The following is a 20,056-nucleotide window of genomic DNA, read 5'->3' as shown; positions in this document are numbered from 1 at the left end:
AAAGAAACTTGCAACAAGTTTTATGGAAGATTATTTCAGATATTTAAACGGTTTCATTTCACATTAATGGCAAAATACTTTATAATTAATTTTGGGGATGACAATATCCGATTAAATTACTAGGGAATTGTCGAAATAATTTAACATTATAATAAGCTTAATGTTAGAACAATATAGAAAAAGGAGAGGGTTTTATCTATGACAGCAACGAAGGGTCTTGAAGGGGTAGTAGCAACACAATCATCAATTAGTTCTATCATTGATGACCAACTAACTTATGTAGGTTATAGAATTGATGATTTAGCAGAGAATTCAAGTTTCGAAGAAGTAGTTTATTTACTATGGAATCTTAAATTACCAACAACAGCTGAATTAGAAACCTTTAAACAAGAACTTGCTAATAATATGGAAGTTCCTGAAGCGGTAATTGAACAATTACGTTCTTTTGATGTATCTAAAGTACATCCGATGGCAGTATTAAGAACTTCAATTTCTCTATTAGGTTTGTATGATGACGAGTCAGATGTAATGGAAGAACAGGCGAACAGACGTAAAGCAATTCGTCTACAAGCTAGAATTGCTACAATTGTTGCAGCATTTTCTCGTATTAGACAAGGGCTAGAACCTGTTAAACCATTAAAAGATGTAAGTTATGCGGAAAACTTTTTATATATGTTAAATGGTGAAAAGCCAAATGATATTGAAGTGGAAGCTATAAACAAGGCGTTAGTTTTACATGCCGATCATGAATTAAATGCATCTACTTTCACTGCTAGAGTTTGTGTTGCAACATTATCCGATATTTATTCTGGTATTACTGCTGCAATCGGAGCTCTAAAAGGACCTCTACATGGTGGAGCAAATGAAGCTGTAATGAAGATGTTGTCTGAAATCGGATCAGAAGAAAATGCTCTTCCATTTGTAAAGGAAAAACTAGCTAACAAAGAAAAAATTATGGGTATGGGACATCGTGTATATCGTAGTGGAGACCCAAGAGCAAAACATCTGAAGAAGATGTCTAAAGAGTTAACTGCCTTAACTGGTCAAGAAAAATGGTACAACATGTCAGTTCAAATAGAAGATTATATTAAACAAGAAAAAGGGCTACCAGCAAACGTGGATTTCTATTCTGCCTCTGTATATCATAGCTTAGGAATTGATCATGATCTATTTACTCCAATTTTTGCTATGAGCCGTGTATCAGGTTGGATTGCGCACATTTTAGAGCAATATTCTAATAATCGTTTAATCCGTCCGCGTGCTGAATATGTTGGACCAAATACGCAGGCATATGTATCAATTGAAAATCGCTAGAAGAGATTATTAAACAATTAATGTTAGTTCTAATAGCCGGTTACTCCGGCTATTATTACGATAAGCTACTAGAAAACTAGGAGGAATTTCTTATGACACAAGGTGAAAAAATTGTAGTTGAAAATGGTAAATTGAATGTACCGAACACTCCAGTGATCCCATTTATTGAAGGTGATGGAACTGGTCCTGATATCTGGGCGGCAGCAAGTCGTGTACTAGAAGCAGCAGTTGAAAAGGCTTATAACGGTACGAAAAAAATCGAATGGTTAGAAGTTCTTGCTGGTCAAAAAGCTTTTGATCAAACTGGTGAATGGTTACCTCAAGAAACGCTAGATAAAATTGATGAATATAAAATTGCTATTAAAGGTCCTCTTACAACACCAATCGGTGGAGGAATCCGTTCTCTAAACGTAGCACTACGCCAAGAACTAGATTTATTTACTTGCCTACGTCCTGTACGTTACTTTGAAGGAGTACCATCTCCGGTAAAACGTCCTGAAGATGTAGATATGGTAATATTCCGCGAAAATACAGAAGATATTTATGCGGGTATTGAATGGCAAAAGGGTTCTGACGAAGTGAAGAAAGTAATCGAATTCCTTAAAACTGAAATGGGAGTACATAAGATTCGCTTCCCTGAAACGTCTGGTATCGGTATTAAACCTGTATCCGAAGAAGGTACAAAGCGTCTAGTACGTGCAGCTATTGAATATGCACTTACAGAAGGACGTAAGAGTGTAACTCTAGTTCATAAAGGGAACATCATGAAATTTACAGAAGGTGCTTTTAAAGGCTGGGGTTATGAAGTTGCTGAGCAAGAGTTTGGTGATAAAGTATTTACTTGGTCTCAGTATGATCGCATCGTTGAAGAACAAGGTAAAGATGCAGCAAATAAAGCACAAGATGAAGCAGTTGCAGCTGGTAAAATCATCGTTAAAGATGCTATTGCTGACATCTTCTTACAACAAATTCTTACTCGTCCAAAAGAGTTTGATGTAGTTGCTACTATGAACTTAAATGGAGACTACATTTCTGATGCACTAGCTGCACAAGTTGGTGGAATTGGTATTGCTCCTGGAGCAAACATTAACTATAACACTGGTCATGCTATTTTTGAAGCAACTCATGGTACTGCTCCAAAATATGCTGGATTAGATAAAGTTAACCCTTCATCTGTTGTTCTATCTGGTGTGTTGATGCTTGAACACCTTGGATGGAGAGAAGCAGCTGATTTAGTTACAAAAGCGATGGATAAAACAATCGCTTCTAAAGTAGTAACATATGACTTTGCTCGTTTAATGGAAGGCGCTACAGAAGTTAAATGTTCTGAGTTTGCTACAGAATTAATTAAGAATATGGATTAATTTAGTCCTTGTAATAGTTATTTAAGAGCTCCATCCTACTTGTGGGATGGAGCTCTTTTTGTGTTGATTAGTGTTACCTTGACAACTATTATAATTGCAAGCTATTATTACTATAATAATAATGTTAGGAGGGTTGTTAATCGTGAGACTTCGATTTCCTACTTTGAACTAAGGCAATTTTATATGTTCAAAGACTCTGTCTGTAAGATAGGGTAACGGGAGTAGTCTGTCCACTTTTAACAACACCTATATCGTAATTAGAACATATGTGGTAAAAGAAAGACGGGATTATTGGCGTCTTTCTTTTTTTATTTTCAATAATTTAAGAATCCTTTACACAGACAAGAGCTTTGAACTTCAGAAAGGAGCTTAGCAATGATGACGCTTTTATTTTATTGATATGAGCTTAAGGTACTTATAAGCTCGTATCGATCTAAGCTATCGATACGGAATAATATAAATTTCGGAGGTAGCAATAATGGAAAATATTTTATTTGAGTTAGAAAATGTTATTATTCGCGTTTTAGAGAAAGAAATTTTAAAGATAGATAGATTAGCAGTACATCAATTTGATCGGATTGGAATTGTTGGGAGAAATGGTGCAGGCAAAAGCACACTCCTCAAACTACTTGCTGGTAAAAGACAACCAACAGTTGGCAGAATTAGTAGACTGGTGGAACCATCCTATTTTGACCAATTGGCAAAATATAACGAAACAAGCGAAGCGGATGGTGCTCTTACTTCGAAATTAGGTGTCTCACAAGTGACGAATCACCCCAGTGGTGGAGAGGAAACTAGACTAAAGCTTGCACAACTATTTACGACATACCGCGAAGCAATTTTAATGGATGAACCTACAACGCATCTTGATAAAACTGGCAAAGACTTTCTGGTTAATCAGCTTACGTATTATTATGGGGCTCTCGTAATTGTAAGTCATGATAGAAGTCTATTAGATGATCTAGTTACAACGATTTGGGAAGTAGTTGACGGCAAAGTAACCGTTTATAAAGGAAATTACTCAGCATATGCCGCCACTAAACAGGTAGAGGTAGAGCAAAAAAGGCTGGCATATGATTCATATGTGAAGGAAAAGGAGCGACTAGAAAAAGCAGCAACTGAAAAAATGGCAAAAGCACAAAAAATACTTGCATCTTCTAAAGCAAAACAAAAAGGAAAAGAAAAACCAAGTAGATTAGGAAAAACGAAGTCAAAAGGTACTAGCCAGAAGGGAATGCACCGTGTAGCTAAATCAATAGAACAACGGATTCAAAATCTGCCAGAGGTTACACCTATCAAAAACGAAGGAAAAATTACATTTCTTCAGTCTGATACAGTAGCACTACATAATAAATTTCCAATTATGGCAGATAATCTAACTATAGAAGTTCCGCAGTGTATCCTACTCGAACAAGTTAGTTTTCAAATGCCCCTAGGGAAAAAGATTGCAATTACTGGTCCTAATGGTGCAGGGAAAAGCACGTTACTTCATTATTTAATAACTGGGAAAGAAGGGTTAACTTTATCGCCAAAGGCTAAGATAGGTTCATTCTTGCAAAAAAGTTATCGTTTCGAAACAGATGAAACTGTACTTTCTTTCCTGAGGAATAGAACGGATCAAAATGAAGGTGTATTACGGTCTGTGTTAAATCGAATGCAGTTTGCAGGAACAGATTTACAAAAAGAGGTATGTTCATTAAGTGGCGGTGAGGCCGTACGTTTACAACTTTGTTTACTGTTTTTAGGTAAGTATAATATTTTAATCTTAGATGAACCAACTAACTTTTTGGATATTGATGCATTAGAAGCGTTAGAGCAGTTTATTGAAGGCTATAAGGGAACAATCATCATCGTTTCTCATGACAAAACGTTTATCAATGAAGTATCAGACATCGAATACGAAATTGACCCAGTCAGTAAGTCTATCAATCAAGTTAGATGAAAACTCTGGGATGTTCTAGGGATCAACCCCTAGAACATCCGCCTCTATATTGTAAAGATTTATTTACAATAGCTTTCTATTATGTTCTTTATTTGATTTTCATTGTAAGATGAAGATAGGTATTATGGAAATGGTAGCATAGAAGAAATGGGGAATTAAACATGAATGAAAAAGTGCTTATTGTAGATGACGAGATGTCTATTGTAACGTTATTAAAGTTTAACTTAGAAAAAGTAGGATTTATTACAGATGTTGCTTATGACGGTCTAGAAGCAATTCGAAAAGCAGACGATAATAACTATGACTTTATTATTCTTGATTTAATGCTTCCAGAAATGGATGGTATTGAAGTGTGTAAGCACTTGAGAAGAAATCAAATTGATACACCGGTTCTTATGCTGACAGCGAGAGACGAAGAGTTTGATAAAGTTCTCGGATTAGAAATAGGAGCAGATGATTACTTAACAAAGCCATTTAGCCCTAAAGAAGTCATTGCTCGAATTAAAGCTATTTTGAGAAGAACGAATGTTACTTCTCCCAATCAAACTAAGCAAATTAAGATTGGTGAGCTAACCATTTTCCCAGAACGTTATGAAGCGGAGAAGAATGGTGAAACACTAACCTTTACCCGAAAAGAATTTGAATTATTGCATTATCTAGCAACACATAAAGACAAAGTGCTGTCTAGGGATCAATTACTTTCAGCCGTTTGGGATTATGATTTCGTTGGGGATACAAGGATTGTTGATGTGCATGTGAGTCATTTAAGAGAGAAGATTGAACCAGATACAAAGAAACCAATATATATTAAGACCATTAGAGGACTTGGGTACAAAATGGAGGAGCCAACGTGAGGTTTTTATCGTTAAAACCAATTATTCGTTATGCAATTATTATTTTTATGATTGTTGCTATAACAGGTATTATATTTAGTCAATTCATGGAAAATTATATTGTAATAGTACTAGTTTTACTAACAGAATATATCATCTTGATGATGATGTTAAATTATGTATTTGAGAAGTATGTCAAACCAATTAAAAAAGCTACGGATACGCTGGATGAATTAGTTCGAGGGAATTTTCGGGCAAGGATGCACCACCCTGTGACGGGAAGTATGGCTTCCTTACTCATGAAGATTAATAAACTAGCACGTAGCTTAAGTGAATTATCCATTAACGAAAAAATTCACGCGGAACAATTAACGACAGTTATTGAAAATATTCAAAGTGGATTAGTTTTAATTGATGAAAAAGGATATATCCATCTTGTAAATAAGAACTTTCTTAATTTGTTTGGTAAAAATGATGGGGATTTTATTGGCTATTTGTATTACGATGTCCTAGATAATGAAAAGATTCATAAGACGATCCAACAAACATTTTTATACGAGGAAACAGTAAAAGACTCCGTCAGTATAGAAAAAAAAGAAAAACTTCACTTCGAAATAATAGGAGCACCAATCTTTGATGAAAAAAATATACTTAAAGGCGCAGTACTCGTTTTATATGAAATAACCGAACTTAAAAAATTAGAAACGATGCGTAAAGATTTCGTTGCAAATGTCTCACACGAATTGAAAACACCGATTACTTCCATTCGGGGATTTTCTGAGACATTACTAGATGACGATTTAAGTGATAAAGAAATAGCTAGGCATTTTTTAGGTATAATTAATGAAGAGAGTAAGAGACTTCAGACGTTAATTCAAGACCTATTAACATTATCTAAATTAGAGAAAGAAGATTCCCGATTAGAATTAACCGATTTAAATTTTGAACATGTTGTACAGGAAGTTATACCAGTTCTGAAGCAACAAGCTGATAAAAATGGAATTATATTACAAATAGATTGTCCAGAGAATCTTAAATTTAAAGCAGATCGCACTGGGATAAAACAGGTTATCATTAATTTAATTGCCAATGCAATTAGTTACACCCCGAAAAATGGCGAAGTAACGTTATTGGTAGAGGAGCAAGAGAAGTATATACACCTTATGGTTAGGGATACTGGAATAGGTATACCGAAAGAAGCTTTAACAAGAATATTTGAACGTTTTTACCGGGTCGACAAAGCAAGAAGTAGAAATACAGGCGGCACCGGACTGGGGCTAGCCATCGTTAAGCATATAGTTGAACTGCACAATGGAAAAATAGAAGTAGAAAGTGAAGTAAATGTTGGGACCACTTTCCATATCTATTTTCCAAAAGAGAAAGCATCCTTACAATAGGATGCTTTTTAAATTGGTCAATCTTTTTACGCAGTGTTACTTAAATGGTAAAATAGACTAAAAGCGTGATTCGGAAATGGAGGAAATATACCAATGACTAAAAAATTAGTTCTAATAGATGGAAATAGTATTATATACCGTGCCTTTTTTGCTCTTCCTTTATTAAATAACGATAAAGGTGTGTACACAAATGCGGTTTATGGATTCACAACCATGCTGCTACGTATTTTAGAGGAACAAAAACCGACACATATACTTGTAGCTTTTGATGCAGGTAAGACAACGTTTAGACATAGTACATACAAAGAATATAAAGGTGGCCGACAAAAGACACCACCTGAACTGTCTGAGCAGTTCCCACTTGTAAAGGAACTACTTGATGCTTTCAACATTCGTCATTATCAGCTAGATCAATACGAGGCAGACGATATCATCGGAACATTGTCAAGGCAAGGAAAGAAGAATGACTTTGAAGTTGCTGTAATTTCTGGAGATAAAGATATGCTTCAACTTATATCGGATAAGGTTACTGTCAATGTGACGAAAAAAGGAATTTCGGAAGTAGAAGCATACACGCCAGACTATTTATTAGAGAAGATGGAAATTACTCCAGAACAAATTATTGAATTGAAGGCATTAATGGGCGATAACTCGGATAATATTCCTGGTGTACCAGGGGTAGGAGAGAAAACAGCAACTAAACTATTAAAACAGTACGAAACTTTAGAAAATATATATGATCATCTCGATGAAGTTAGTGGGAAAAAATTAAAAGAAAATTTGACCAACCATAAAGAAGATGCATTTATGAGTCGAGAGCTTGCAACCATTAACTGTGAATCTCCTATTGAAGTAACAGTAGATGAACTTTCTTATAGTGGATACACAAGCGAAAATGTAGCTAAGATTTTTCAGGATTTAGGTTTCCAATCATTATTGAGTCGTGTTGGTGCAGATGAAGTTATTGAGGAAACGAAAGAGGAACTGGAAGACCTAGACTATACCATCGTAGATAAGGTAAGTTCAGACATGTTTACCGGTGAGGAAGCATTAGTAATCGAAATGCTTTCTGACAGTTATCACACCGCACCTATTGAAGGAATTGGGGTAACCAACAACGAGAAAGCCTACTTCATTCCAACTGAAGTAGCTATTGAATCGAAGGAGTTTAAACAATGGGCAGAGGATTCCAACAGTAAGAAAATAGTATTTGATGCTAAACAATCTGTTGTATCACTACTTAAAAAAGGAATTCACTTAAGAGGGATCACATTTGATGTTTTACTCGCTTCATACTTACTAGACCCATCTGAAAATAATCATGACATTCCAGCTATTGCTCATCGTATAGGCTTAAAGGCGGTACGTAATGATGAAGAGGTATACGGTAAAGGGGCAAAATTGAAGGTTCCTGAACAGGACGTTCTAGCCGAACACGTGGTAAGAAAGGCAAGTATGCTAAGAAAGCTAGAAGATAAAATGGAAAAAGAACTACGAGAACACGAACTTTACACGTTGTTAAAAGAGCTAGAAATGCCATTAGCGCTTATCCTGGCTGAAATGGAGCACACAGGAGTAATCGTTGATATTCCACGATTAGAGGAAATGGGAGCAGAGTTAAAACAACGATTAGATGAAGTAGAGCAAGAAATTTATGAATTAGCTGGGGAAACATTCAACATAAATTCTCCGAAACAATTAGGACCAATTCTTTTTGAGAAATTAGGATTACGGGTTATCAAGAAAACGAAAACAGGCTATTCCACAGCTGCAGATGTCCTAGAACAGCTGCATAATGACCATGAAATTATTGCGAAGATACTTCTTTATCGTCAACTAGGGAAATTGCAGTCGACCTATATTGAGGGATTACTGAAGGTTGTGGATAAGAGAACTAGTAAAATACACACACGTTATAATCAAGCATTAACCCAAACAGGTAGGCTAAGTTCGATTGATCCGAACCTACAAAATATCCCAATTCGTATTGAAGAGGGACGGAAAATCAGACAGGCATTTGTTCCTTCTGAAAAAGATTGGATCATGTTTGCTGCTGATTATTCCCAAATTGAATTACGAGTATTAGCTCATATCGCTAATGATGAAAAATTAATCTCCGCTTTTAAAAAGGGAGAAGATATTCATACCCAAACAGCCATGGATGTTTTCCATGTCGATAAAGAAGAAGTGACCTCAAATATGCGTAGGCAGGCGAAGGCAGTTAACTTCGGGATTGTCTATGGAATTAGTGATTTTGGTCTTTCTCAGAGCTTAGGTATAACGCGCAAAGAAGCAAAACTATTTATTGAACGGTATTTAGAAAGTTATCCAGGAGTAAAAGCCTATATGGATGATATCGTTCAAGAGGCTAAACATAAAGGCTATGTTACAACCCTGATGAATCGCAGAAGGTATTTACCAGAAATTACGAGCCGTAACTTCAACTTAAGAAGCTTTGCGGAAAGAACTGCGATGAACACACCAATCCAAGGTACTGCGGCTGATATTATTAAGCAGGCAATGATTGATTTACATGAAAAACTTCGGGATGAAAATATGCAAGCACGCATGCTTCTTCAAGTGCATGATGAATTAATTTTGGAAGCACCAAGAGAAGAACTTGAGAAACTGAAAGAGATTGTGCCAGCTATGATGGAAAATACGGTTGAATTAAAAGTTCCGCTAAAAGCAGATTATGCATATGGAAACAGTTGGTATGATGCAAAGTAAGGAGAAATAGGAATGCCAGAGCTACCAGAAGTTGAGACCATACGAAATACCCTAAAACGATTTGTATTAAATCGAACCATTAATGATGTTAGCGTTTATTGGGGAAAGATTATTAAAAAACCGGATGATGTGGAACATTTCAAGAAGCTTTTGATTGGTCAAACTATCCATGATATTAAGCGAAAAGGAAAGTTTCTCTTGTTTGAATTAGATGACTACACCATGATTTCTCATCTGCGAATGGAAGGGAAATATAGTGTGCATTACAAGGATGAACCAGTTAAAAAGCACACCCATGTGATATTTTCCTTTACGACAGACGAAGAATTAAGGTATAACGATGTTCGAAAATTCGGCACGATGCACATCGTTCATAAAGGTGAGGAGTTCATTCAAAAGCCTCTAAACCAACTTGGGCCTGATCCGTTTGATAAGGAATTTACACTCGATTACTTTTATAAAAAGCTTAAAGCCACGAACCGGTTTATAAAAGCGGTATTATTGGACCAGACGGTTGTTGCGGGATTAGGAAATATATATGTAGATGAAACATTATTTAAATCTGGCGTACATCCGCTTAGGAAAGCTAATAAACTCACTAAAAAAGAAGTACAGGAAATCCGCAAACAAGCTATTCTAACCCTTGAAGAAGCAGTGGCACAAGGTGGAACGACAATTAGGTCCTATGTGAATAGTCAAGGGGAAATGGGAATGTTCCAACAAGAACTAGCAGTGTATGGCCAAGAGAATGAGGCTTGTCCAAACTGTGGAAGCCCAATAACGAAGATGAAGGTTGGCGGACGCGGAACTCATATATGTTTACAGTGTCAGAAGCTCTAAAGGAGAATGGTTATGGCTTTAGTGATTGGATTAACAGGAAGTATTGCAAGTGGGAAAAGCACAGTGTCATCTATGTTTAAGGAACTTCAAATACCAGTTATCGATGCTGACCTGATAGCAAGAGAGGTAGTAAAGCCTGGAGAGCCTGCACTCGATGAAATTGTTAGTGAGTTTGGCGAGAAAGTGTTATTTCCAGATGGTACGCTTAATCGGAAAAGCTTAGGGACTATTATTTTTTCTGATGCAGAAAAGCGAACTAAATTAAATGCAATTGTTCATCCTGCTGTGAGAAAACGCATGCTAGAAATGAAGGAATTTTACATTAATAAGGGAGGAAAATGTGTGGTAATGGATATTCCCTTATTATTTGAAAGTAAACTGACACATATGGTAGATAAAATTCTAGTTGTATTTGTGGATGAAGCAGTTCAATTGCAGCGATTAATGGAGAGAGACGGATCAACGAGAGATGAAGCCTTACAACGAATCCAATCCCAAATCCCAGTAAAAGAAAAAGTCCGACTTGCTGATGTGGTGATTGATAATAATGGTACTATTGAAAACACCCGTAATCAATTAGAAGGGAAACTTAGAGGATGGAACTTAATTTAGGTGTGTACCCAAGGAGCTGATCTATACAATAACACAAAGAGGGACAAAAACCTCTTTGTGTTTTTTTGCGTATTAATACTTCCAATTTGAAACAAATGTGTTATACTATATTTAAAAATTAACGAATATAGTATATCATAATCAGGAGGCTTATCATGAGTAAAACTCGAGTTGCTATTAGTGGATTTGGACGCATTGGAAGAATGGTATTTAGGCAAGCAATTATTGATTCTAATTTAGAGGTTGTAGCAATTAATGCTAGTTATCCTTCAGAAACCTTAGCACACCTTATTAAGTATGATAGTGTTCATGGTATTTTTAACGAAGAAGTGAAAGCGATTACTAATGGGCTAGAGGTGAACGGCCAACGTGTTGAGCTTGTTAACTCTAGAGAGCCTGATAAATTACCTTGGTCTAAGCTTGATATTGATGTAGTCATTGATGCAACTGGTAAGTTTAAAACAAAAGAATCAGCTGGCTTACATTTAACTGCTGGTGCGAAAAAAGTAGTCATTACAGCACCGGGGAAGCAAGTTGACAAAACTATCGTTATGGGTGTAAATCATGAAGATTATGATGAAAATCATGATGATGTAATCTCTAATGCTTCTTGCACAACAAATTGCTTAGCTCCAGTTGTAAAAGTATTGGACGAAAATTTTAAGATTGTTAATGGACTAATGACTACTGTTCATGCATTTACGAATGACCAAAAGAATTTAGATAATCCACATAAGGATCTTCGTCGTGCTAGAGGCTGTACTCAATCCATTATTCCTACGTCGACTGGTGCTGCAAAAGCATTAAGTGAGGTATTGCCACACCTGAAAGGGAAGTTACACGGAATGGCATTACGAGTTCCTACACCAAATGTGTCCTTGGTGGATTTAGTTGTAGATGTAGAAGAACCAGTAACTGCAGAGATTGTAAACAATGTATTTAGAGATGCAGCTGCTAATGAATTAGCTGGAATTATTCAATACAGTGATGAGCCATTAGTATCGATTGATTACACTACTTCAGAATACTCCGCAATCATTGACGGTTTATCAACGATGGTGATGGAAGATAACAAAATCAAAGTATTAGCATGGTATGATAACGAGTGGGGTTACTCTACTAGAGTAGTTGATTTGGTGAAATATGTAGGAAGCTATTTGAACGCAAAAAAGGTCTCTATATCCTAATTGTAATGATGTCAATAATTAGAGGAGCTAAAGATTAACTAGCTCCTCTATTATATTGTCTATTTTTCTGTGACGTATATTGTTTAATTGTATTTTCTCCCTATCTATTACATGATATGAGAATCTAGTCGTTTTAAAATTTTGCTGGGGTTAATCTACAAAACATGTTAAAATAAATAGAGTTATAGTATACGGAATTAGGAGTTGGAAAGCATGTCTTTTGGAAAGAAATTGTCACGTTTTTTTTATAATCAAGCTGAAACATCAGATAACCATTGGGATAAGGAATTGCAAACTCGATATTATAAAACAACGAAAGACAAAGGACTTGCTATATTAGAACAGTTAGTTCAAGGTAGTCAAAACTATCAATTGAATTCCATTTCTGCTGAGCATGGAGAGATTAGTTTCCGTATCGTTAAAGGGAAAAAAGCGTTTGTGATAGCAACTGTTATTATGGTTCGTCCATATCAAACAGCAATAGACTTTAACGTCTCTAGCGAATCGGGATTACCATTTGACTTTGGGCATAGTTCCAAATTAGTTAAGCAACTTTATGAAAAATTAAATAAAGAATTACAATTAATAGATAAAAATTAAGAAGTGACTGATAGATGAGTGGGGTTAATTAAATGAGATGTTCAAATTGCCAAAATAAGAATACAAAGGTTTTAGACTCTAGACCGATTGAAGAGGGACGTTCTATCCGAAGAAGACGGGAATGTGAAAAATGTGGTTATCGTTTTACGACATTTGAGCGGATTGAGGAAGTTCCTCTAATAGTTGTAAAGAAAGATGGAACGAGACAGGAATTTAGCCGTGAAAAGCTTGTTCGTGGATTAATAAAAGCATGTGAGAAGAGACCAGTTTCTATCGAAAAGATTGAATCTATTGCTTTTGACGTGGAAAAAGAATTAAGAAATTCCGGTGCGTCTGAAATTGATAGCAATGAAGTAGGGGAAAAGGTGATGGAACGACTTTCATCGGTTGATGACGTTGCCTACGTGCGATTTGCTTCTGTATACCGTCAATTTAAAGATATTAACGTTTTTCTTGATGAATTAAAAGATCTAATTCAAACCGATAAAAAGGGTTAATAATAGACTAAAGAAAGAAGGGTTAAGATGAACATTGGAAAGATATTGCCTGTCGATGGTTATACAGTTGTGTTACAAGGTAATTTCCCTGTTGATTATTCAAAATCATTAACCCATCTTTATCAGCCACTACTTGGTATTAAAGCCGTGAGTCTATATCAAACGTTACTGAATGAAATGGATTTTCAGACAGAGATGTCCACTCAGACTCACCATACATTAATGAACTACTTAAATATTTCATTAGTAGAAATCTATGAAGCAAGATTAAAATTGGAAGCAATTGGATTATTAGAAACCTTTGAGGATAAAACTACTGATCAAACAGTTTTTCACTATATGTTACAAAAACCATTCTCTCCAGCAGACTTTTTTAGAGATGCCATGTTATCCCAATTACTGCTTCACCATGTCGGGAAAGATAAATTCACACTATTGAAATCTCATTACCTTAGACAAGAGCAACAACCAATGGGAAGAAATATTACTGCCTCATTTGGAGATGTTTTTGATACCATCCATTCTAATTTCGATGCAGTACAGAACGTTAACCGTATTCCAGATACTGCCGGACCGCAGTTGGATACGCTTGACTTTTCATGGATGGAACAGATGTTAAAATCAAGAATGATACCTTATAAGCGAGTTTTGACAACGGAAAATAAGCGAATCATTAATCAAATGATGCAATTATATGGACTAGCGGAATATGAAGTTGAAAAATGTGTATTATGGGCTTTAACGGACGAAAATAAGCTTGATATGGAAGAATTTAAAGAGGCTTGTCATGATACATTTAAAAATTCTCGTAAAGTAGCTACAATCCAATTATTACCTAAACAACAACAGGATAATGCTCAAGTAGTTCCGTATAAACAGAAGGAATCAATGACAAAAGAGGAGCAGCTCATTAATGAATTAGAAACTATATCTCCTAAACAATTATTAGAAGATTTATCCAGTGGAAATCATGCTTCTGAATCAGATTTAAAAGTTATCCGTGAGATTATGACTACACAAGGGTTACCTTCTCCAGTCATGAATGTATTAATTCATTATGTCTTGCTCCAAACGAACATGAAGCTATCTAAGGCATATTTAGAGAAAATAGCTAGTCATTGGTCTCGGGCTAATTTAAAATCTGCTAAAGAAGCAATGATGTTTGCAAAGAAAGAAAAGGAACGTTATCGTGATTCTATAGAGAAAAAACAGAAAAACTATCAAAATTATAAAAAGCAAGGTACAAGAACTGAAGTAGTTCCAGATTGGTTTAAAGCCCGCAATCAAAAAACAAATCAACCAAGTAAAACAGTTGCCTCCGTTGATTTGGAACGTGAGAAAGAAGAGATAGCAACTTTACTCCAACAATACTCTAGTAGTTCAAAAAATAATTAGTGCCAAGGATGATTGACATGAAACCAGTACAATCCTCATTAAAGAAATGGATGGAAAAAAACGAAAACTTTCAAGAGAATTATACTAGAATTAAGAATGATGTTTTGAATGACCCGGAAATAAAAGAATTTCTATCCTTACATCCAGAATTAGCCCAACGTGAAATCGAGAAAAACCTTATAAAATTATATGAATATAAATCACAATCAAAGCAATGTGATCAATGCTCCTCTCTTGGTGGGTGTAAGAATATGCTCCCTGGGTATTCTCCGATTCTACGTATAGAAAATAATGAAATACATTTATCCTATGAAAAGTGTCATAGCCGGGTTGCTTATGAAAAGGAGCAACAACAACAGAATCTTATACAAAGCTTATATATGCCTAAAGAGATATTGGAAGCAACTATTGATGGTATAGATAATGACCCGAATAGAAGTAAAGCTATACGTGAAATCATCCAATTTCTTAGTCAAGTTAAAGAGGGGATTCCAAAGCGTGGCTTATACTTGTATGGACCATTTGGTGTAGGGAAAACATATTTTTTAGGTGCTATTGCTAATGAACTTAAAAAATATAACATCTCTTCCATGTTAATCTACATGCCGGAGTTTAGTAGGGAGATTAAATCTTCCATTAAAGATGATTCTATTAATGAGAAAATCGATTATTTTAAAAAAGCTGATGTATTAATGTTAGATGATATTGGTGCTGAATCACAATCGGCTTGGTTCCGGGATGAAATCTTAGGAGCAATATTGCATTATCGCATGATGGAAAGATTACCGGTATTCTTTACGTCTAATTATAGTATGGATCAACTTGAAGACCATTTAGCAAAAACTAATCGTGGGGATATCGAGGCAGTAAAAGCAGGTAGAATTATGGAACGGATTAGACAAGTGAGCTCAGAAGTTCCTATCTTTGCTGATAATAGAAGAATAAAGTAAAAGCTAGTAAAAGTTATTTTATACTGGCTTTTTTTCTTTATATTACCGTTAATTCAACCACTCGCGCATTCATAATCTTTTTTACTAAAGTTACTAGTTTTAATGGATTAATCATTTTTTAAAATGTATGTCCATATAATGTAACAGTTTGGTTTTGGATGAGGGTGATGAGGTTAAATGAACGTTTATTTTTCTTCGAATAAAGAAGTAATTAGTTTTTGTGAGCAATTATTTCGTTATAACAAAAAGATTGAATTACACTGGAAAACTCATGATGATTGGGGGAATCACTTAAAGGTTGAGTACCATCAAGCGGATAATGAATTAGTTGATTCGATTGTAAAATCAATGGTGGACGTTTTTGTTAATCATCGATTATCGGGTATTATTAAGGAGATTACGGAAGTATATTATTATTTTTCTAATCAGGATGAAATTGAAAAGATCTTAGATATTACACACTGGTTACTCGCTGGAGAAGACGACGAAAGTGTACAAGTTAGAAAACAAAAGGATGATCCATTACCATTGCTTTATTCATTATTTGTTTCTAATGTAAAAAACACAACAGCCATTCATTTTGATTCAATTGTGAAATTTAGATTAAAAGTGTTTAAGGATTACTTAATTAATATCGTAGGTTTAGCTATTGATGAATATAAGCGGGAAGAAGATCACCAGGAATTTGTTAATATGTTAAGAGAATATGTCGTAAAAAAAGAGCCGATTTTTAATGTTATTCATATATTACAAGGAAACACATTTTCTTTCTTTAAGGCAGACGGAAAAAAGTTTTCACGTATGGAACTCAAAATGTTGATGCAGAAAGAGCCATTGTATATCGTAGGATTAGATGAAGATGAATTAAATTTAGGGCCACTAATAGCGATGGCCCCTCGGAAAATAAAAATTTACGGGGATCATCCTTCTGAACCGAAAACACTAACAGTTATTAATGTATTTCAGGAGAGAGTGGATTTCGAACCATTTAATAAGTTTCCTTTTCCTTTTTATATAAAAAATAATAACAGGACTTGATTATCCTTGAAACTAGCGCTATAATGTGGATTATACTTAAAATATTTATCAGTAAAGATAAGGACATGATCATTTGAATCCTGTTATGTTTAAGAGAGGGAAGCCTAGGCTGAAAGCTTCCTCATGCAGCCAGATGATTACCACCTTTGAACTCTACTTTCGAATTTTAGTAGATGGTAGCGTATATCTGCGTTAAAGATTGAAGCCGTATTAATTTACGGGAATTAGGGTGGAACCACGTGACCAACGCTCGTCCCTTTGCATATGTGCAGAGGGATGGGCGTTTTTTAATTTCAGTGACTTGCCATAACCGCGTCCCGATTACACTCCGCTTTCCGCGGGCGGCTGGTGAGCCAGGCAACTACTTGAATTTACTTCATTGCTGCCTTGCACCGAGGAAGCCTACTGCGTAGCGTTACTTGCAGACGCAGGTGCATTCTCGGGGTCTCACCGATGCCTTTTCTCCCGCAGGAGTCTACGTGTAATCGGAACGCTAAGAGCACACTATAAAATAATCACTCTTCCACTCAATAAATCTTTTATCTCTATAAATTAAATAAATAGGAAAAAGGAGTGTTAATCATGGCAGACATTACAATTGTTTTTCCAGATGGAGCAAGTAAGGAGTTTCCTCAAGGAACGACTGGAGAAGATATCGCAGCTTCTATTTCACCTGGATTAAGAAAACAAGCATTAGCTATTAAATTAGATGGTAAGCAATATGATTTAAAGCGTGAATTAGATCATGGTGGGGCAATCGAGATCATTACGTATAAGAATGAAGATGGCGTTGAGATTGCACGTCACTCAACAGCCCATCTAATGGCACAAGCAATTAAACGTCTATACAAAGATGTTAAATTTGGTGTTGGTCCAACTATAGAAGAAGGATTTTACTATGACTTTGATATGGAAGAGAAAATCACACCAGAAGACCTTCCTAAGATTGAAAAGGAAATGAAGCGCATTGTAGATGAGAATTTACAAATTGAGCGGGTGGAAGTTTCACGCGATGAAGCTAAAAAAATGTTTGAGGAAATTGGCGATGACTTAAAGCTTGAACTAATTGACGCCATTCCAGAAGATGAGCAAGTTACGATTTACAAGCAAGGAGAATTCTTCGACCTATGCCGTGGAATTCATGTGCCATCTACAAGCAAATTAAAGGCGTTTAAGCTACTTAGCATCTCTGGTGCATACTGGAGAGGGGATAGCAATAATCAACAGCTACAGCGCATCTATGGTACTGCATTTGAAAAGCCTGCTCAAGTTGAAGAGTACCTACAAATATTAGAAGAACGTAAAGAGCGTGACCACCGTAAACTTGGTAAAGAGTTAGGAATCTTTACAGTTAACCAGAAAGTAGGGCAAGGATTACCACTTTGGTTACCAAAAGGTGCAACTATCCGACGACAAATCGAGCGCTATATTGTTGATTTAGAAGAACGCTTAGGCTACGACCATGTGTATACACCAGTACTTGCCAATGTAGATTTGTATAAAACAAGTGGACACTGGGATCATTACCATGAGGATATGTTCCCTACCATGCAAATGGATAACGAAGAATTAGTTCTCCGCCCAATGAACTGCCCACACCACATGATGATTTTTAAAAATCAATTATGGAGCTATCGCAATCTTCCAGTTCGTATTGCAGAACTAGGAACAATGCATCGTTATGAAATGTCTGGTGCATTAGCTGGACTACAACGTGTTCGTGCAATGACTCTAAATGATGCGCATATTTTCGCACGTCCAGATCAATTAAAAGAAGAATTTATCCGCGTAGTTGAGTTAATTCAACACGTGTATAAAGATTTTGGCATTGAAGATTATTACTTCCGCTTATCATATCGCGATCCAGAAGATAAAGAGAAATACATCGACAATGATGAAATGTGGGAAAAAACACAAGGCCTTCTAAAAGAAACAATGGAAGATATGAACCTAGAATATGTGGAAGCGGAAGGCGAAGCAGCGTTCTACGGACCGAAGCTTGATGTACAAGTAAAAACAGCCCTGGGTAAAGATGAAACTTTATCTACTGTACAGATTGATGTTCTATTACCAGAGCGCTTTGAACTTTCTTATATTGGAGAAGACGGTAAAGAACATCGCCCAGTTGTACTTCACCGTGGTGTCGTTTCAACGATGGAACGTTTTGTGGCATTCTTACTGGAAGAATACAAAGGGGCATTCCCAACTTGGCTAGCACCAACTCAAGTAAAAGTAATTCCAGTGTCGCCAAATGCTCACCTTGATTATGCGAAGAAAGTAGCAGAAAAGTTACAATTCCAAGGGGTTCGAGTTGAAGTGGATGAGCGTGATGAGAAAATTGGATATAAGATCCGTGAGGCCCAAACTGAAAAAATTCCATTTGCTCTTGTTGTTGGAGATAAAGAAGTGGAAGAAGAAGCTGTCAATGTAAGAAGATATGGTGAGAAAAATTCCGAAACACTTGCCTATAATGACTTTGAAAAACTAATCAAAGAAGAAATAGATAAAAAGGTTTTGCGCAAAAAGAAATAGGCAAAGATGTATATAGGGTTTCAAAAAAAGGATAAGTAGTGTATACTAGATATGAAACAAAGGGTTGACAATTTATTCAAGGCTATGGTAATCTATAAAAGTTGAATAAAATTGAATGATCTGATGACAAGTAGAGGCACCCGCTTCTCACCTGTTCAACGCATATTTGTAGTTGACTGGTTAACATCTTTTTAGAACGTCTAAAGATATGTGGGTGCATTTGTGTGCCCACATTTTTTGTTTGAATAGAACTTGTCAGGTAATGGATCAGACCCTAAATAAATTTGGAGGTGGCTGGCTATTAGCAAAGATATGAACGTTAATGAAAAGATTCGTGCGAAAGAGGTACGATTGATTGATTCAAATGGTGATCAACTTGGTGTGAAATCACGTCAAGACGCATTAGAGCTTGCACAAAAACAAAATTTAGATTTAGTTTTAGTTGCACCTACTGCAAAACCACCAGTAGCAAGAATCATGAATTACGGTAAATACCGTTACGAGCAACAAAAGAAAGAAAAAGAAGCTCGTAAAAACCAAAAGATTATTAACGTGAAAGAAGTACGCTTTACTCCTGGAATTGGTGCACATGACTTTGATACAAAGTTGAAAAACGCACGTAAATTCTTAGAAAAAGGCGACAAGGTAAAAGCAGCTGTTCGTTTCCGCGGACGTGCAATTACACACAAGGAGCTTGGGCAAGAGGTATTAGATCGTTTTGCAGAAGCGGTAAAGGATATCGCAACTGTAGAGTCTAAGCCTAAAATGGAAGGTCGTAATATGTTCATGATGCTTGCTCCAAACAATGAAAAACAATAAACATTT

Annotated in this window: 16 protein-coding genes and 1 other annotated feature; all 16 genes read left to right on the top strand. The window is 35.9% G+C overall.

Going from position 1 to position 20,056, the window contains the following annotated elements; genetic code table 11:
- The first annotated feature begins 198 nt into the window (after positions 1–198).
- Positions 199–1,314, top strand: coding sequence for a citrate synthase (gene citZ / locus TE34_RS12075; RefSeq protein ID WP_047985072.1), 1,116 nt, complete (start codon positions 199–201; stop codon positions 1,312–1,314).
- 92 nt (positions 1,315–1,406) lie between these two features.
- The gene (icd, locus tag TE34_RS12070; RefSeq protein ID WP_047985071.1) at positions 1,407–2,678 is read left to right on the top strand and encodes an NADP-dependent isocitrate dehydrogenase; all 1,272 of its coding nucleotides are present in this window, start codon (positions 1,407–1,409) and stop codon (positions 2,676–2,678) included.
- A gap of 478 nt (positions 2,679–3,156) precedes the next feature.
- The gene (locus TE34_RS12065) at positions 3,157–4,620 is read left to right on the top strand and encodes an Msr family ABC-F type ribosomal protection protein (protein WP_047985070.1); all 1,464 of its coding nucleotides are present in this window, start codon (positions 3,157–3,159) and stop codon (positions 4,618–4,620) included.
- 161 nt (positions 4,621–4,781) lie between these two features.
- Positions 4,782–5,474 (top strand): response regulator transcription factor, encoded by a 693-nt coding sequence (locus tag TE34_RS12060; protein WP_047985069.1) that lies wholly within the window; start codon positions 4,782–4,784, stop codon positions 5,472–5,474.
- Positions 5,471–6,850: a two-component system histidine kinase PnpS gene (gene pnpS / locus TE34_RS12055; RefSeq protein WP_047985068.1), complete on the top strand. Its 1,380-nt coding sequence runs from the start codon at positions 5,471–5,473 to the stop codon at positions 6,848–6,850. The genes TE34_RS12060 and pnpS overlap by 4 nt, the downstream gene beginning before the upstream one ends.
- A 93-nt stretch (positions 6,851–6,943) precedes the next feature.
- Positions 6,944–9,580, top strand: a complete 2,637-nt coding sequence (gene polA / locus TE34_RS12050) for a DNA polymerase I (RefSeq protein ID WP_047985067.1) — start codon at positions 6,944–6,946, stop codon at positions 9,578–9,580.
- Positions 9,581–9,592: 12 nt separating this feature from the next.
- Positions 9,593–10,420 carry a DNA-formamidopyrimidine glycosylase gene (gene mutM, locus TE34_RS12045; protein WP_047985066.1) on the top strand — a complete coding sequence of 276 codons (828 nt, stop codon included), beginning with the start codon at positions 9,593–9,595 and terminating at the stop codon, positions 10,418–10,420.
- Between the two features lie 12 nt (positions 10,421–10,432).
- Positions 10,433–11,032 (top strand): dephospho-CoA kinase, encoded by a 600-nt coding sequence (coaE, locus tag TE34_RS12040; protein ID WP_047985065.1) that lies wholly within the window; start codon positions 10,433–10,435, stop codon positions 11,030–11,032.
- Between the two features lie 155 nt (positions 11,033–11,187).
- Positions 11,188–12,219 carry a glyceraldehyde-3-phosphate dehydrogenase gene (locus TE34_RS12035; RefSeq protein ID WP_047985064.1) on the top strand — a complete coding sequence of 344 codons (1,032 nt, stop codon included), beginning with the start codon at positions 11,188–11,190 and terminating at the stop codon, positions 12,217–12,219.
- 213 nt (positions 12,220–12,432) lie between these two features.
- Positions 12,433–12,819: a hypothetical protein gene (locus tag TE34_RS12030; protein ID WP_047985063.1), complete on the top strand. Its 387-nt coding sequence runs from the start codon at positions 12,433–12,435 to the stop codon at positions 12,817–12,819.
- A 32-nt stretch (positions 12,820–12,851) separates the two neighbouring features.
- Positions 12,852–13,316: a transcriptional regulator NrdR gene (gene nrdR, locus TE34_RS12025; protein ID WP_047985062.1), complete on the top strand. Its 465-nt coding sequence runs from the start codon at positions 12,852–12,854 to the stop codon at positions 13,314–13,316.
- A 27-nt stretch (positions 13,317–13,343) separates the two neighbouring features.
- Positions 13,344–14,711: a replication initiation and membrane attachment family protein gene (locus TE34_RS12020; protein ID WP_047985061.1), complete on the top strand. Its 1,368-nt coding sequence runs from the start codon at positions 13,344–13,346 to the stop codon at positions 14,709–14,711.
- Positions 14,712–14,728: 17 nt separating this feature from the next.
- Complete coding sequence (gene dnaI / locus TE34_RS12015) at positions 14,729–15,661, top strand: primosomal protein DnaI (RefSeq protein WP_047985060.1); 933 nt, start codon at positions 14,729–14,731, stop codon at positions 15,659–15,661.
- Between the two features lie 177 nt (positions 15,662–15,838).
- Complete coding sequence (gene ytxC, locus TE34_RS12010) at positions 15,839–16,699, top strand: sporulation protein YtxC (RefSeq protein ID WP_047985059.1); 861 nt, start codon at positions 15,839–15,841, stop codon at positions 16,697–16,699.
- Positions 16,700–17,281: 582 nt separating this feature from the next.
- Complete coding sequence (gene thrS / locus TE34_RS12005) at positions 17,282–19,231, top strand: threonine--tRNA ligase (protein ID WP_047985058.1); 1,950 nt, start codon at positions 17,282–17,284, stop codon at positions 19,229–19,231.
- Positions 19,232–19,353: 122 nt separating this feature from the next.
- Positions 19,354–19,477: a sequence feature (ribosomal protein L20 leader region), on the top strand.
- A gap of 66 nt (positions 19,478–19,543) precedes the next feature.
- Positions 19,544–20,050: a translation initiation factor IF-3 gene (gene infC / locus TE34_RS12000; protein WP_047985057.1), complete on the top strand. Its 507-nt coding sequence runs from the start codon at positions 19,544–19,546 to the stop codon at positions 20,048–20,050.
- Positions 20,051–20,056: the final 6 nt, after the last annotated feature.

It is taken from the genome of Ornithinibacillus californiensis, assembly GCF_001038485.1.
Classification (GTDB): Bacteria; Bacillota; Bacilli; order Bacillales; family Amphibacillaceae; genus Ornithinibacillus; species Ornithinibacillus californiensis.
The sequence above is the reverse complement of the archived record's forward strand: the minus strand, read 5'-3'. Positions and strand labels throughout refer to the sequence as shown.